We start from the raw sequence: 16,115 nt of genomic DNA on the forward strand, positions 1-16,115 counted from the left end.
TTTACCCGATACTGATACTGTTCGTTGTTGTGCTTACGGTGATCCCGGCCTGGATAATGAGCCGGAAACTCAGCCGCCTGTCGGGAAGCGATTACAGGCTGTTTTTCGTAACCAAGAAAAACCGGTGGATCGGCACGTTGGTAACCGCGCAGTTCTTGATTGCCATTGCGCTCATTACCGCTGCCATCACGGCAAACCGGCAAGTAAGCCTGGTAAAACAAAACGGCGACCGTTACCGCAACCTGATTGAAATATCCGAAGTGATGGAAATCGGGAAACTTCGCGAACTTGAAACCCGCATACAAAATATCCCCGGCGTATCGGGTGTTTCAACCGGAAACCTCCCCATGATGAACGCGTGGATTATGCACAACACCCTGCGGAAAGAATCGGGCGAAGAAATTGAAACGGCGGTGTTGCAACTATCGGGCGATAAGGAATTTCTACACATTCTCAAACTCAGGCAGCTATCGGGAACCGATTGGGAAACGCTGTTTGAAACCAACCCGCACGCGGTGCTTGTAAATAAGACGTTTGCCGACGCGCTGGACAAACCGGAAACGGAATTAACCAACGAGCCTTTATCCAAATATTTCGATTCGGGCGATTCACTGGCCGTTATCGGTGGTGTGATTGAAGACTTCTATTTTAATTCTCTGGAAGAAAAAAACACATCCATCCTCATTGGCCAATATGTCCACGACCCACGATACACCAGCACACTACGCGTAAAACTTACGGATAAAGGAAATTCCGAAACCTTTTCCACCATCAAATCGGTTTGGCGGCAAACCTTTCCCGATGCCGGATTCAATTGCATCGACACTTATCACGAATTTATAAAGCTCAACAGCAAAATCTTCGAGATGTCACGCCTGCTAAACATGTATTCGCTTATCAGCATTCTGCTTACCTGTTTCGGGTTGTTCGGCATTACGTTTTACGCCGTGCAGCAACGCACTAAAGAAATCGGTATCCGAAAAATCAACGGCGCCAAAACGCCGCAACTCCTGTGGCTGCTGATGATACCGATGTTCGTATGGATGGCGGTGGGATTTGCCGTAGCCCTTCCGCCGGCATGGTGGCTGATGGAACGGTGGTTGCAACAGTTTGTGTATCGGGTGGATGTGTCGGTAGGTTCGTTTCTGCTCGCGCTGCTGTTGGTTGCCGTCGTCGCGTTCGCAACCGTCGGCTGGCACGTGTGGCGCACGGCACGAAGCAATCCGGTGGAAAGTTTGAAAGCGGAATAAACGGGAGACGATGACTCCGCCTTCGTCAAAAAAATCACGAAGCCAAAGGCGTTCGTGTCCCGAACAACAAGTCTAATAAAACAAATCGTAAATCGTAATTCTAAAATTGTAAATAAAATATATGCTTTTACATTATCTAAAAATCGCTTTTCGAAACTTATTTAAGTACAAAACCCAAACAATTGTCAGTATTTTGGGTTTGGCAATCGGCTTTACGGCATTTTCGTTCACTATGTCGTGGATAAGGTACGAAATGGGATATGATAGCCATAATCCCGACAGGGACAGAATTTATATGGTTGCCAAAGTAGATGAAAAAAGAGCGGGTGGGTTATCAAATCTGGTGCCGGATGCTTTAGCGGGATACCTGAAAAAAACTTTTCCGGAAGTGGAAGCGGCCACAATGCTTTCTTATAATGACAAAATGAGGATAAAAGATTCATTGGTGTCTATACATTTGATTGAAACGGACATCTCTTTTTTCGAGGTTTTTTATCCCGAAATCACCGTCCGGTTTCCGGAACCATTGCCCGAAACCGGAATTTCTTTAGTTACATCAACTGATTATCAAATGTTGAAACAAAGTGGAATCCCCGATAGCTTACTGATTAATTACAAGATAATTCCCGAAAAAACGCTCCACAGCAATGTGGCATACGACCAAATCAATATCCGTCCATACAAACTTCCAGATGAAAGATATTCGCCGTGGGTATATCATTCAAAATCGGCATTTGTGCGCTTTTACGCCGGAATAGATATCAATGCCTTTCAACAGAAACTCGATAGCGTTAACGTAGAAAATTCAATGCAAGGAGTGATGTCTTACAAACTCATTCCGCTGAAAAAGGTGCATTACACCATACCCGATGCTAAAACAAACATCAAGTTTAACCATTTGCGTATATTTGCAGGAGTGGCGTTGCTGGTTATTCTTTGCGCGTTGTTCAATTACTTGATGTTGTTTATCAACCGGATAAAGATCAGAAGCCGAGAAATGGCGTTGCGGAAAGTAACAGGAAGCGGAACCGTACAGTTGTTGACTTTGCTGTTTTTCGAGTTTATACTTATTCTGTTTTTATCGGTGTTTATCGGTGGCGTGCTTACTGAATTGTTTTTTTCTGCTTTCACAAAACTGTCGCAAATTGAAGCTGCAAAAACCTATTTTGCACGTGAAATGATGCTGTATGCCATTGGACTTATCATCGTTTCGGGACTCTTCGCTTTCTTTCCTATCCACTATTTTATGAAACGTAGCGTTCGCGAAAATATTCAACCCGAAACGAGACAACACCTCGGTTTCAAAAACAGTTTTACGCTCATTAGCATTGGATTACAGCTTTTTATCGGCGTATTGCTTATTTTCTGCACATCGGTTTTTTTCCATCAGATGTGCCTTTTAAACCGTGCAGAGATTGGTTTTAACAGGCACAACATCAGTCAAGTGAATATGTGGGCATTGCACGATCCCATCCTTTTGGAAGAAGTAAAAAGCGTTTCGGGAGTGGAAGATGCCATCTATTTTCCGCAGGCTTTTTTGCCAAGCAGGAGTAGTGCTTCTACCCAGGTTTCGTTAGAAAAAGGAACGCCTTCTGAACGCATGCAGAATTTTGAATTGTTTAATGTGCAGTCGCCCGAATTTTTCGATTTCTTTGATATTAAATTGCTCCAAGGTCGTGCTATGAATGAAAACGAAACGCGTGTTTGCGTGATTAATGAAACCGCGAAAAGAATGATTGGAAAAGAAAATCCTATTGGCGAAAAACTAAATAGCCACTGGACAATTGTCGGCGTAATCCCCGATTTGCACGCTCAATCTCCTTTGTTACCCATTCAACCCACCCTATACCGAACACCACAAGATGCAGGCAATACAAATATGGCCGGAAACACAATTGCATATAAATATGCGAAAGATTTCCGCAAACAAACGGAACAAGCCATAGAAGAAATAGCAGGTAAGAAAGACAATATGCCCTACAATAGGGTACATTTCGAAAATATGGAAGAAGTCTATTCCGAATACACCAAATCTGAGCGTTGGCTACTCATTTTGTTGGGTATCATGACCGTCGTTGCCATCCTCATCGCCGTTTTCGGCATTTTTTCGATGATTACCTTGGCGTGCAGTCAACGGCGCAAGGAAATCGCCATTCGCAAGGTAAACGGTGCGAAGGCAAAAGAAATTCTGGCGTTGTTTTTTCGTCAATATTTCGTGGTAACGGTGACGGCGTGCTTGGTGGCGTTTCCCGTTGGTGTGTACGTGATGTTGCGATGGTTGGAACAGTACACTCGTAGGGTATCTATGGAATGGTGGCTTTTTGCCGGTGTGTTTGTGTTGGTGGCTGCCATTGTTTTTACCAGCATTATTTTCAGGGTATGGAAGGCGGCGAGCGAAAACCCGGCAGAGGAGGTGAAGTCGGAATAAATTTGATAATTTAAAGAAACATCTAGTAATCAAAAAGGAATGAAAATACTGACAACATCCGTTCGAATTTTAAATCGATTCCGGCTCTATTCCGTCATCAACGTGTTAGGGTTGACGCTCAGCTTGGCGTGTGTTATCACGGTATCGCGGTATGTGCATCAGGAAACCACGGTGAATCGGTTTATCGATGAGTTGGACAGGACGTACCTAACAACTATTGAACAGGAAAACCGTCCTAGACGATTGGGCGCCGCCGTAAACATCAATCGCCGTGAAGATTTTACCAGTCCGTTAGATGCCCCCTCGGTTGAGAAATCAACAGATTTTATCGCTTTTGATAATGAGCAAATTGGGGTAAAAAATCATCGTTACAGTGTGAATATTTTTGTCGTGGACAGTGCTTTTTTGCAAATTGTTCCTTATCCCATTGCGCTGGGGAGCAACAAGCTGCAGGCTCCGGAAGACGCGATTATTACATCGAAATTGGCAAAGCGACTTTTCGGAAACGAAAACCCCATCGGGCAGAAAATCAGTTACGTGTCGGGCGATTTGCTTAATGCGGTGGGCGTATGGCAATCCGGTTTATTCCCTCCGACCCACTGTGCCGGTAAAAATCGAAGGAGGAGAATACAAAAGTGTGGGCTACTTGAATATGTCGCAAAAACAGATGAAAATCTTTAACTACCAACTGCTCGAAGGGCGCTTGTGGGATTCAACCGATGTGTCCATTCAATATCGGTTCATCATCAACGAAACGGCAAAAAAACAGTTCAACATAACCGATATTCACACCGCATATCTGCAACCAGAACATCGGCTTTGGTATGCACAAGGCGATATGAGCGTTAATCCCGCCTACGAAATTGTGGGCGTAATAAAGGATTTTAATACCGGCCATTTGTCCAACCCAACCCTTCCGGTGGTTATTGTATATCAGGAAGAATATATGAAAGAAGAAAATTTGATTGCTAAAATTGCTCCTGGGAAACAGCAAGAAGCTATAGAGTTTCTCCAAAAACTCAACACGGAACTTTATGGCGATGCCGAATTTACATATACGTTTATGGAAGATGAAATAGCGGCATTGTATGCAGACGACAAATGTATAATCCGTATATATACAGCGTTTTCGTTAATCGCCATTTTCATCTCCTGCTTAGGCTTATTTGCCCTTTCGCTGTTCGATATCCGTCAGCGATACCGTGAAATAGCGCTGCGAAAAATCAACGGTGCCAAACCCAACGACATTATGCGCCTGTTGCTGAAAAAATACGCGTATCTGCTTGGCGCGGCGTTTGCGGTTGCCGTTCCCGTTTCGTATGGGGTAATTAGCCGATATATGGAAAGTTTCGCGCATCGGACGGCGATTTCGTGGTGGCTGTTCGTGGTTTCGGCAATTGTGGTAACCGCCGTGTCGCTACTCACGCTTATGTGGCAGGTGCGGCGGGCAATGAAGATTAATCCGGCAAGCGCGATAAAAGTGGAATAAAATAATATGCCAATAACTAGACATCAGAAAACAGATTTTTTGTGCAACGTGGCGCCTTTGTGTCTTAGTGGCAAAAAACAAAACAATAAAATAAAAACAACAGCCAATAATTCCACCAAAAAGTCTTTACTTTACTCTTGGTTCTTGGCTCTAAAATCTCAAAAAAAATGATTAAAACAGAAAACTTACTAAAAATCTTCCGCACGGAAGAAGTGGAAACCTGGGCATTGTCCGATGTGGATATAGAAATCAACGAAGGCGAATTTGTCGCCATTATGGGGCCGTCGGGCTGCGGAAAAACCACGTTGCTCAATATTTTGGGCTTACTGGACAATCCCACGTCGGGACATTATTTCCTCAACGGAACCGACGTGTCGAAATTTACCGAAAACGAGCGGACAAGCCTTCGCAAAGGCGTTATCGGCTTCGTGTTCCAGAGCTTCAACCTCATCGAAGAACTCAACGTGTATGAAAACATCGAGCTTCCGCTCCTCTACATGAAAATCCCTGCTGCCCAACGCAAGCAAAGGGTAAAAAAGGCTATGAACCGGATGGCTATTTCTCATCGTGAGAAACATTTTCCACAGCAACTTTCGGGCGGACAACAACAACGCGTTGCCATTGCCCGCGCCGTGGTAGCCAATCCCAAACTCATCCTTGCCGACGAACCCACGGGTAACTTAGACAGTAAAAACGGCGCCGAGGTAATGAGCCTGCTTACCGAACTCAATAAGGAGGGAACCACAATTGTGATGGTTACACACAGTCAGCACGATGCCGGTTATGCCGACCGCATAATTAAATTGTTTGATGGAAAAGTGGTACCGGAGGTGGTGCTGTAGTTGTTATCAAGTAGCTATAGCACTAAATGCTAGAGCTACTTAGAATTCTAAATATCAATATTATCATGAAGTCAAAAACAATTCTTATCCTTTTGCTTATCGCCGTGGCAATATCGGTGCAAGCGCAAGACAATACTAAAAAGTTAAAAGAAATTCGCGTTGACCTTGTTCAGCTCGATACAATAACGGCGCAAGCGAAAAAAACGGAGCCACTTATTCTGCAAGGGCAAATAACCAACAGTCCGGAAAAAGAACTCTATCTTTTCACCGACAGCGTGGGTAAGTATAAACCCGACACCCTGCGGCTCGATAATGAGGGACGCTTTTACTTGAAAACCTACAATGCAATCAATCCCCAAAAGGTAAGTATTCAAAACAAGCGAACCCAATTAAACAACATATATGTCGCGCCCGGTTACAACCTGACCATCACCGCCGATGCTTCCGACTTTCCTACCTTGATGGAAACCACTCAGATTACCGGGAAAGGAGCGGAAAGCAACCGGTATCGGGAACTTTACCTCAAAGAATACATCCGCCGGAAAGAGGCTGACAACTGGTACGAATTTACCGATGAAGCCAAATTCTCAAGTTACCTGGAAGCTGAAAAACAGTTGACCGACTCCATAGAAAAGGTAGCCTTCGGCAAGGCGGTCGGCAACGACCCGTATTTCTCCCACTTTGAGGAAATGACCCGCTTGGACAATTTGTTTCTGCTCGAGTACAAAAAAATAGCCTTTACAAAGCTTACGGGAATGAATGCCAGGCAGGCGCGTGAATTTGTAGAAAAACTGGCTGACGCAACGTTGATCAAAGATATCAACAACGAAGCCTATTTCATCTCGGAGAATTACAAAGGATGATATGTGAATGAATACCTTGATTATCTTCTGAAACTCGATTATGATAAAGATTCCACGTTGCTTGCCAACAACTTCTACAACATTGAAAAAATTAATCAAACCCTCAAGGGGAAAATACGTGAACACACCCTGTACAACAAACTGATAGGAAAAATTCATTATGCCACGGGAAATTTTCAGCAACTGAATGAAACCCGGGAAAAAGCGCGTCCGTATGTGGCTTCCTTGGAAAACCGATATTTCAGGCAAGCCATCGAAAACGCGTTTGCGGAGAAAGAGAAGCTGCTTTATCGTACGCAGAAAGGACAGCCCGCCCCACCGTTTGCGCTCAAAAGCGACAATGATATGACGTACAGTCTAAGCGATTTCAAGGGGAAAGTGATTTACCTGGATTTGTGGGCGAGCTGGTGCGCACCGTGCCGCGCTCAAATTCCGGACCTGAAGAAGATTTACGACACCTATAAAAACGATGACTGAATCGAAATCATCGGAATAGCCGTGAATGACGGTAAAAAAGAATGGCTGAGCACCATCAAGAAAGACACGCCGCAATGGTTGCAACTATACGATGAAAATGGAGCCGTGCATCGTTCTTACAATGCCATTGCCATTCCCAAGTATGTGTTGATCGACAAAAACGGGAACATCGTCGATTTTGACGCGCCTCGTCCGTCGGATTACGAAAAGTTGATATCGGAAATTAATAAATTGTTAGAAGAAAAATAATGATGAACCCAAAAACACTCCTTACCTTTTTGCTGGTTGCCGCGGCAATATCGTTGCAGGCACAAATAAAAACAGTAGATTTACCTCATGCGGCATTCGCCAACAACCGTGCGCTGGAAATCTCCAAAGTAACGTTATCGGACACCACAACGGTACTTGACGTGGAAGCTTTTTTTACACCCGGCTATTGGATAAAAATAGCATCCGATACTTATCTGCTTGCCGATGGTAAAAAGTATATGGTTCGCAGCGGTGACGGCATCGAACTCGATTCGCTGTTCTGGATGCCAAAATCGGGCGAAGCATCGTTTAAACTCATGTTTGAACCGCTACCCCAAAATACCCGCACGTTCGATTTTATCGAGAGCGATTGTAATGATTGCTTTAAAATATATGGCGTTGATTTGGTGAACAAACGCATACAACTTCCTGAAATTCCGGCAGAATTTAGACAAAAACATCGGGCAGAAAATAATTTTCAGGCTCAATTACAGAAAGGCGAAGCCCTTGTGAGCGGAAAAATAATGGCTTATGCGCCCACACACGAAAAATATACACTCTATTATTTAAATCCGATAACGGGTACCGAAAAAAACGAACCGGTTACGATAAATAGTGACGGCTCTTTTTCCGCATCTATAACCGTCGATAGCCCGACGCTGGTTTTATTGACAGACCGTAAACTTTTTACCGTTCCCATTCGGGTTGCACCCGGTCAGGAATCGAAGGTATGGGTAAACTTTCCTGAAATCTATCGTGCCGGATCGCGTCTGTTAAAGGAAGAGTTATCGTATGGAAATAAAGCTTATTATTCCGGTTATTTGGCAGAACTCAATACCGATCTGAGCCACAAAAATATATCCAACCTGATTGAGGGAGATTTCAGAAATGAGATTGCCGATATGGATGTGTACCAGTTCAAGGATTTTATGATTACGAAATACAACGAAGCCGTTGAATACAATAACAATCTCAATATCAGTTTGCTGGCGAAGAAAATTGCCAATTATGAGATGGCATACAAATTAGTAAACTTTCTTTCAATGGCAGATTATGTTGTTATCGATGCCTATGCCTTTAAACATGGCGTAACGTTTGAAGATGCAAGAAAAATCAAAAATCCTGCACAGTTTACCGACGATTTCAATGACTTTTACCGGATGATCCCCTATGATGATCCCGATGTGCTTCTGGTTCGAAACATCGGACATTTCATTCGCAGCTTACTGTATGCAAAAGAAAATTTAAACGACCCATTGGTAGTCATACGGTATCTCTCTGAAAATAAAAAGGTATCCCTGGAAGACCGTCAATTTTTCAAAGATTACATTTCGGCACAGGAAAAAGGGGAAAAGTTTGAAAAAGCTTCTTCCATCGGTTCGGTATTCAATAAATATCAGAACATTGCCAACAAATTTATGAAAACCCAATCGGGCGAAGGATTCCTTTCTAAAATATGGAATACCAACAATGCATTTTTATTCAAGTTGATGAGGTCGCAACAGTTATGTTCAGCGTTGCAGGACTTCAATCCACTTACCGATGAACAAAAATCCGAACTCACCACCCTGCCCCCGTTGATTCGGGAAGTTATCCTAAAAGAAAATGAAGATTTGCTGGCAAAAATAGAAGAAAACAAAAAGAAAACCGGATATACCGTTTTAAATCCGCCTGCCAATGTGGATGAGCAACTGTTTCTCGAATTGATGAAACCCTTTAAAGGAAAAGTTGCACTGGTAGATGTTTGGGCAACCTGGTGCGGGCCGTGCCGAGCGGCACATGCCGAAATGAATCCGATGAAAGCGCAGTTTGCCGATAAAGATGTGGTGTTTTTATATCTCGCGGGCGAAGACTCTCCCGAAAACACGTGGAAAAATATGATTGCCGATATCCACGGTTCGCATTACCGCTTGAATCAGGCACAATGGGAGTATATTTATAAAACCCTGAATGTAAGAGGAGTCCCGACCTATCTGATATTAGACAGAGAAGGAAATCAAACATATTACACCACCGGTTTCCCAGGCGTGGATACAATGAAAAATGAATTGAACAAAGCGTTAGATAAAAAATAAGAGCCACCAATTACCACGCCGCTTTAGCGCGCGGATAAAACAAACCGGATATCCGGCCTTAGCCGAAGTTTATTTTCTCTTTATTGAATGTCTCCGATATTCGGGATAAGTTTGGCTAAAGCCCTTTTTAGAGTACTTTTACATCCACGACTTAAAAGTCGTGGCAACAGATATAAATTATTGAATAATAATGAACCCAAAAACAATCCTCTTCCTCTTCCTCTCCCTTATTCTCTCTACCTGCCAACGGCAGAAAGAGGACGGAATGCCGCCCATATTTACCGGGGAGAAAACAGACCAGGGCGAGAAAGCCATTATTACCGGGAAAATAATCAATCTGGATGTCTATCCACACGTTAAAAAGCTCGAAATAAAACTGCTCGATTTCTACGGAAATGAAACCACGCACACCTCGCCCCTTACCGAAGACGGGATGTTCCGTTTCGAAATTTACCCCATCACCACCCGCGAAATATCGTTTGTTCCCGTGGAAGACCGCATCGTTATCGCTCCGGGTGACAGTTTGTATATCGAAAAAGATTTTCGGAACATCTCTCATACTGTTTTCGGGGGCACTACTGCCGAACTGAACAAGCATATCAACGCCTTCCGAAATCAATATTTGGGACGATACTCCCAACCTTATGAACTGCTATTTTCGGATTACAGGGCGGAAACCAATAAGCAATACAACGAGACTTTGCAAAAGCTCGCCACGTTTCAGCAAAAACACAACACACCGGAAACGTTTAACACGTGGGCAAAAAAGCAGGTGGCATTGGATTATTACCAGGCGTTGTTCACATATCCTTACCAGCACGCCATTCGAACAAAAAAGGAACTGACAAGAGAGGAGCGAGAGAAGTATTACGATTTCGTGAAAGAATTTGAGAAAGAAGTGGATAATTCGATGATGATGGCTGATTATATTGGAACGGTCAGTTTGTTTTCGAGATACAAAGTAGAAGAAAGTAACCCCGAATTATTTAAGAAAGAGAACGCGAATATGTCGTGGGACGGAATGTTGGAAAAGATGAAATCTAGTTCTGAAAACAACTACCTCTCGCAATTAGCCTCTGCCATTTTTGTTAGTAACTTCTACCTCACCGCTCACAAAACGGATTGGATCGACAGCAACCGCGTAATGATAAACAAAACAATTACCGACCCGTTCCTACGAACCACGCTCAACAACCAATACAATCAGGTAAAAGCCTACAATGCCAATCCGCGCGTTTATTCCGATGCCGTTTTAGGACGAAACGCCATTGAATTGCACGGAAGCGGTTCGCTGATAACTGACTCTGCTAACATTGTAAAACACATTCTCGATTCCAATCCGGGGAAGGTGGTGTATGTGGATATCGGTGCGACGTGGTGCAGGCCGTGCATGAGGCAAATACCGTACAGCAAAACCCTTCACGAAGAACTTGCCGACAAACCCATTGTGTTTGTTTATTTGTGGCTGGACAGTGAAACCGAACGCGGAAAAAACATCATTGCAAGTCTCGACCTTCCCGGCATTCACATAGCCCTTACCGATAAAGAGTGGCAAGACATCGTAAAACGTTTCAACACGGGAAGCAGCGTCCCTTATTTCCTGCTTTTCGATAAATGCGGTGTAATGGTGGATTTTGGCAACCACATACTTCCGTCTTTACCGGAAACCAAGGTGGCGATTGAGAAGTTGTTGGAAAAATAAAAAAGTAGCTGCTGCTTAAAGAAATTGTAGTATCTCAAAAGTCATTCATTAAGCTTTAGAAAAAATTATTAACCGATTATGTTTTGAAATAAACTTGACACTAGGATATTATAATACGATGTTACGGTATTGTGATGTTATGATATGCAAGTTAGTACATACACCAGTTAGTCGATGTACAAGTACAGAGCTAAACAAATGTAAATATGTCGATATGTACATATATTGAATAGTTGTACAAACTTTACAGCTGTGTTGCTACTACACTTCATCCCTGTTCGCAAATAAACATCTTTGCATCTCTATCCCTACCTTTCATCCTATTTGACCAGGTGTCCCAGTTTTCAGGTTAAATGGATAATTTCGTGCTGAAGTGTGAAACAGTTCCTTTAACAGTTATTCTTGCCATAATAGGCATTGTTCCGTCTTTTTTAGAAGCTGCTTTTTAAGAAAAAAGCGTGGAAAAGTTGTTCTCATAATTCCTCATTTTTAAGTTACTAATTAATTACAAAATTATAGCATAATTGAATAATTAGCGCAGCTTTTAGCACGCCATAAAGCGCCAATAAAGAGTCACTTACAGCCAAATCGCGACTTATTTGGCTCATTTTGGAGTAGGTTACGAATAGGTTACTTTTCAGGTGTAGTTTATGGCTTGTTTGCGGCTTTTTCATGACCTGTAAGCAAGAGGATATATAAAATAAAAAATCCTGTAGATGAGATTCTTACAGGATTTTATTTATTTTTTGTTGACTTTTTTAAGCCTTTTTCGCGGAAGCGGGGGGATTCGAACCCCCGGTACAGTTACCCGTACGGCAGTTTAGCAAACTGCTGGTTTCAGCCACTCACCCACACTTCCTTATGAATTTTTGCTAAAATCGGATGCAAATATACAAGTTTGTTTTTAACTTGTCAAAGAAAATGTGATATTTTAAAGCGAATCTTTCTACATTTGTTCCTGTTTTCATGTCTCACTATATAAAAGATGAAACTTCCGTGTGAAGCGATGTTACAAAAGACAAATTTATTTGGATTATTATATCGGGTAAAACAGTGCAATAAAAATTGAACAAGTGAAGAAAAAGAAAAAAAACAGGCTTCTGCCATGGATCACCGGCGTTCTGCTGCTGCTTGTCATTTCAACAAGCGTCTATGCATACAATCTTATCTTTAAACCGTTTTCATTATCAGAAACGGCTTACATCTATATAGACCAGGACAAGAACTATGAAAAAGTGGTTGATCAGCTAAAAGCAAAAGCGGGGCTGCCGTCGGAACATATATTCCGGCTACTGGCAGAGAGAATGAATCTTGCGAACAGAATAAAAACCGGAAGATACGCCATAAAGGATGGCATGACCATGCCGGATGTGATACGACTTTTGCGGTCGGGAAATCAAACGCCCGTGAATCTTACTTTTAACAACATGCGTACCAGCGAAAATCTGGCTGGGAGAATCTCCCAACAATTGATGATAGACAGCCTAAAACTGTTGAATGCCCTTAATGATACTGCAAACGCCAAAAAATATGGGTTTAACGAATACACGTTTATTTCGATGTTTATTCCAAACACCTACGAAGTGTACTGGGATACGGGTATTGAAAATCTTCTGGACCGGATGAAGAGGGAGTATGGCGCTTTTTGGGACGAAGAACGAAGATGCAAAGCAGAAAAAATCGGACTTACACCATTAGAGGCATCGATACTTGCTTCCATAGTGGAGGAGGAAGCTACTTATACAGATGAATATCCGGTTGTGGCAGGACTATATCTGAACAGACTAAAAAAGGGGATGAACCTTGAAGCCGACCCGACAGTAAAGTTTGCCGTTGGCGATTTCACCCTGCGTCGCATTTTATATAAACACCTGGAAACAGATTCGCCTTACAATACCTATAGGAACTCCGGCCTGCCGCCGGGTCCGATCAGGATACCGTCCATAGCAGCAATAGATGCGACATTATCACCTCAGCAACACAAGTATCTGTTTATGTGTGCAAAAAACGATCTCTCGGGCCGTCACAACTTCGCAGTTACTCATGCCGAACATACACGCAATGCAGCAGCGTACCAAAAGGCTCTGAATGAAAGAAAAATCTATTAGAATGCAGTTTTATGAATTGCCGGGCACTCGGATAAAGCCCTGAATAATTAAAGGAACCATTTAAATCCAATCCCGGAAAGGACAATGGTTTCATTTGAGGCATACAAGCTCAAATAAATAAAAATTATAAACAGAACAGGGTTTGACAAGGCAAAGTTTTAGGAGAGAAATACCGATACAACTATCTAATATTTTTCAACCTTTTCTTCACTGACTCTTTATCCTGATGAATTTGTGCAACCAGCTCCTCAATGGTATCAAACTTCTCATCGGCTCTGATAAAATCTATAAATTCAACCGCCATCGACTGATCGTAAAGATTCGCTTCGAAATCAAAAATATTTACCTCCACGCTTGTTTCAGTGTCTGCATGAAGCGTTGGACGAGTCCCAATATATAACATACCCGGATATATTATATCTCGAAGATGAACCTGGACAGCATACACACCCAGTTCAGGCAACACCTTATAACGCTCCCATACACATATATTTGCTGTAGGGAAGCCAATAGTACGGCCTACCTGATAACCCTCCACTATTTTTCCCGACAACCTGTAATTATAAGACAATAGCAGATTCGCCTCCTTTATTTTTCCTACTTTTAACAACCTTCGGATTCTAGATGAGCTGACATCGCTCTCCCCATATTGAAGTTCGGCAGCCTTAATAACATTTATTCCCAGCTCACTCCCATATCGCTGATATTGGGTATAACCATCCTCCCTGTTATGCCCAAAACGATGGTCGTAACCCACAAACAGCGTATCTACATGAAGTTTCTCCTTAAGTACCTTTTGCATGAAATCTTTGGCAGAAAGCTCCGATAGTTCAATCGTAAAGGGCAGGCTGATACAATAATCTATACCTGTTGTAGCAAGCTGCTCCAATTTTTCTTCAAATCCACAAAGAAGAGCTGGTTGAAAATCTTTTTGTAGCACTTTGCGTGGATGTACTGGAAAAGTGATAACCGCCGATGGTAAATTTCGATTCCGGGCTTCGGCTTTCACCTGATTTATAAGATGTCTGTGCCCGATATGTACACCATCAAAAAAACCTACAGTTGCCACATATGATAAATCGGCAATCTCTTTCTCTACAGCTAAATCGATGAATTTCAAAATCTAATGAATAATTTGTTAAACTGTGCCTGTATAAAACACAAATCTAGTGACTTTAGTTTAAAAACAGCTGGAAAATAGTTTTATATCTGATAAATTCAATTACTTCTGTAAAAAAAGAAGAATTTATATGCATATTGTCGTTTTTAAGCAGAAAATCATATCTTTGCATAGAATTAAATGTTTAATCCTATAAAAAAGAAAACATGCAAACTAAAGTTATTTTAATTACTGCGATTGTGATGGCTACTTTAACTACTGCTTGCACCGGCGTGGCAAAACACAACACCCTTACACAACAGGAGATTGCCGATGGATGGGAGCTTCTGTTCGATGGTGAAACACTCAACGGATGGCGGGACTACAATGGCGAAAGCCTTACTGCACCATGGTTTGCCGAAGAAGGCATGATACAGGCCAAAGGCGAAGGTGCTGACGAACACGGTTATATTGTTACCGAAAAAACTTATGAGAATTTTGAATTGGTTTGGGACTGGAAAATTGCAGATGGTGGAAACAGCGGTGTACTCTACCATGTGGTTGAAAATCAGAAATTCACCGTCCCCTACATTACAGGACCTGAATATCAGCTTATAGATGATCTTGGTTTCCCCGATCCTCTTGAAGATTGGCAAAAGACGGCTGCAGACTATGCCATGCATACCACAGATCCGGCTAAAACAGTTATCAAGCCTGCAGGAGAATGGAACAGCTCGAAGATTGTTTTCGACAATGGCCATGTGGAACATTGGCTTAACGGAGAAAAGGTAGTTGAATTCGAAGCATGGACTGACGATTGGTTTGAGCGCAAGAACAGTGGAAAATGGGAAAATGCGCCCGAGTACGGCCTGGCACAAAAAGGTGTTATCTGCCTGCAGGACCACGGATCGGCAGCCTGGTTCCGCAATGTAAAGATAAAAGAGTTGCCCCGAAAGACAAGGGAAGTAACCCTGTTCAACGGTACCGATCTACACGGATGGGAAGTATACGGAACCGAAAAATGGTATGTTGAGGACGGCCTGTTGATATGTGAAAGTGGCCCCGATAAGCAGTACGGATATCTGGCAACGCGCGAATATTACGACGATTTTGATTTAACAGTCGAGTTTAAACAGGAAGCCGATGGCAATTCGGGCATTTTCTTCCGTTCATTCATTGAGCCAGTAGCAATTGTTAACGGCTGGCAGGTGGAGGTGGCTCCGAAGGGTCATGACACCGGTGGAATCTATGAATCTTACGGGCGTGGGTGGCTGGTACAGATTCCCGATGAAAAAGAGGAAATTTTGAAAGAGGGAGACTGGAACACAATGCGTATCGTTGTAAAAGGAGATAATGTAAAGACCTATCTCAATGATGAGGAAATGGTTGATTTGACTGATGAGAAAATTGGCAAAGCACAGGGCCGCATAGCTCTTCAGATCCACGACGGAGGTGGTATAAAGGTTTTGTGGAGAAATTTGAAACTACAGACACTCTAACCCTTAAATAATACAACCATAAGCCCTGTCAATC

Annotated in this window: 13 protein-coding genes, 1 tRNA gene and 1 pseudogene; 12 read left to right on the forward strand and 3 right to left on the reverse strand. The window is 42.7% G+C overall.

The features are described 5' to 3' along the window. The 10 genes from B3B27_RS02920 to B3B27_RS02965 form a co-directional block, all read left to right on the forward strand. Positions 1–1,250: ABC transporter permease (locus B3B27_RS02920; RefSeq protein WP_349681144.1), on the forward strand; the 1,250-nt coding region annotated here is incomplete at its 5' end. Positions 1,251–1,443: 193 nt separating this feature from the next. Then, positions 1,444–3,678: an FtsX-like permease family protein gene (locus B3B27_RS02925; protein WP_286834060.1), complete on the forward strand. Its 2,235-nt coding sequence runs from the start codon at positions 1,444–1,446 to the stop codon at positions 3,676–3,678. Between the two features lie 39 nt (positions 3,679–3,717). Beyond that, positions 3,718–4,359: an ABC transporter permease gene (locus B3B27_RS02930; RefSeq protein WP_286834061.1), complete on the forward strand. Its 642-nt coding sequence runs from the start codon at positions 3,718–3,720 to the stop codon at positions 4,357–4,359. Further along, on the forward strand, positions 4,346–5,167 hold the full coding sequence (locus B3B27_RS02935) for an ABC transporter permease (protein WP_238868912.1): 822 nt from the start codon (positions 4,346–4,348) through the stop codon (positions 5,165–5,167). The genes B3B27_RS02930 and B3B27_RS02935 overlap by 14 nt, the downstream gene beginning before the upstream one ends. Before the next feature lie 167 nt (positions 5,168–5,334). Continuing rightward, complete coding sequence (locus tag B3B27_RS02940; protein WP_238869421.1) at positions 5,335–6,009, forward strand: ABC transporter ATP-binding protein; 675 nt, start codon at positions 5,335–5,337, stop codon at positions 6,007–6,009. A gap of 65 nt (positions 6,010–6,074) precedes the next feature. Continuing rightward, the gene (locus B3B27_RS02945; RefSeq protein WP_286846805.1) at positions 6,075–6,872 is read left to right on the forward strand and encodes a hypothetical protein; all 798 of its coding nucleotides are present in this window, start codon (positions 6,075–6,077) and stop codon (positions 6,870–6,872) included. Positions 6,873–6,875: 3 nt separating this feature from the next. Beyond that, a complete protein-coding gene (locus B3B27_RS02950; protein ID WP_286846808.1) occupies positions 6,876–7,349 on the forward strand; it encodes a TlpA family protein disulfide reductase in 474 nt (157 codons plus the stop codon). A gap of 21 nt (positions 7,350–7,370) precedes the next feature. Next, complete coding sequence (locus B3B27_RS02955; RefSeq protein ID WP_238868909.1) at positions 7,371–7,598, forward strand: TlpA family protein disulfide reductase; 228 nt, start codon at positions 7,371–7,373, stop codon at positions 7,596–7,598. Continuing rightward, entirely contained in the window at positions 7,598–9,673 is a 2,076-nt protein-coding gene (locus tag B3B27_RS02960) for a TlpA family protein disulfide reductase (RefSeq protein ID WP_238868908.1), read from the forward strand. Before B3B27_RS02955 ends, B3B27_RS02960 begins: the two co-directional genes overlap by 1 nt. A gap of 190 nt (positions 9,674–9,863) precedes the next feature. Then, positions 9,864–11,375 carry a TlpA family protein disulfide reductase gene (locus tag B3B27_RS02965; protein ID WP_238868906.1) on the forward strand — a complete coding sequence of 504 codons (1,512 nt, stop codon included), beginning with the start codon at positions 9,864–9,866 and terminating at the stop codon, positions 11,373–11,375. 349 nt (positions 11,376–11,724) lie between these two features. Here B3B27_RS02965 and B3B27_RS11795 read toward each other — a convergent pair. After that, positions 11,725–11,799, reverse strand: a pseudogene (locus B3B27_RS11795) (Arm DNA-binding domain-containing protein); the annotation flags it as partial. Positions 11,800–12,147: 348 nt separating this feature from the next. After that, a tRNA-Ser gene (locus tag B3B27_RS02970) sits at positions 12,148–12,234 on the reverse strand. 205 nt (positions 12,235–12,439) lie between these two features. On the opposite strand from B3B27_RS02970, the gene mltG reads away from it, so the two are divergent. Further along, on the forward strand, positions 12,440–13,483 hold the full coding sequence (gene mltG, locus B3B27_RS02975) for an endolytic transglycosylase MltG (protein ID WP_238869420.1): 1,044 nt from the start codon (positions 12,440–12,442) through the stop codon (positions 13,481–13,483). Positions 13,484–13,664: 181 nt separating this feature from the next. Here the strand turns inward: mltG and B3B27_RS02980 are convergent, their stop codons facing one another. Next, positions 13,665–14,603, reverse strand: coding sequence for a bifunctional riboflavin kinase/FAD synthetase (locus tag B3B27_RS02980; protein WP_407681785.1), 939 nt, complete (start codon positions 14,601–14,603; stop codon positions 13,665–13,667). 242 nt (positions 14,604–14,845) lie between these two features. Here B3B27_RS02980 and B3B27_RS02985 point away from each other — a divergent pair, with 242 nt between their 5' ends. Further along, positions 14,846–16,081, forward strand: coding sequence for a 3-keto-disaccharide hydrolase (locus tag B3B27_RS02985; RefSeq protein WP_238869418.1), 1,236 nt, complete (start codon positions 14,846–14,848; stop codon positions 16,079–16,081). Positions 16,082–16,115 lie beyond the last annotated feature (34 nt).

It is taken from the genome of Proteiniphilum sp. UBA5463 (genome assembly GCF_002427225.1).
GTDB lineage: Bacteria > Bacteroidota > Bacteroidia > Bacteroidales > Dysgonomonadaceae > Proteiniphilum > Proteiniphilum propionicum.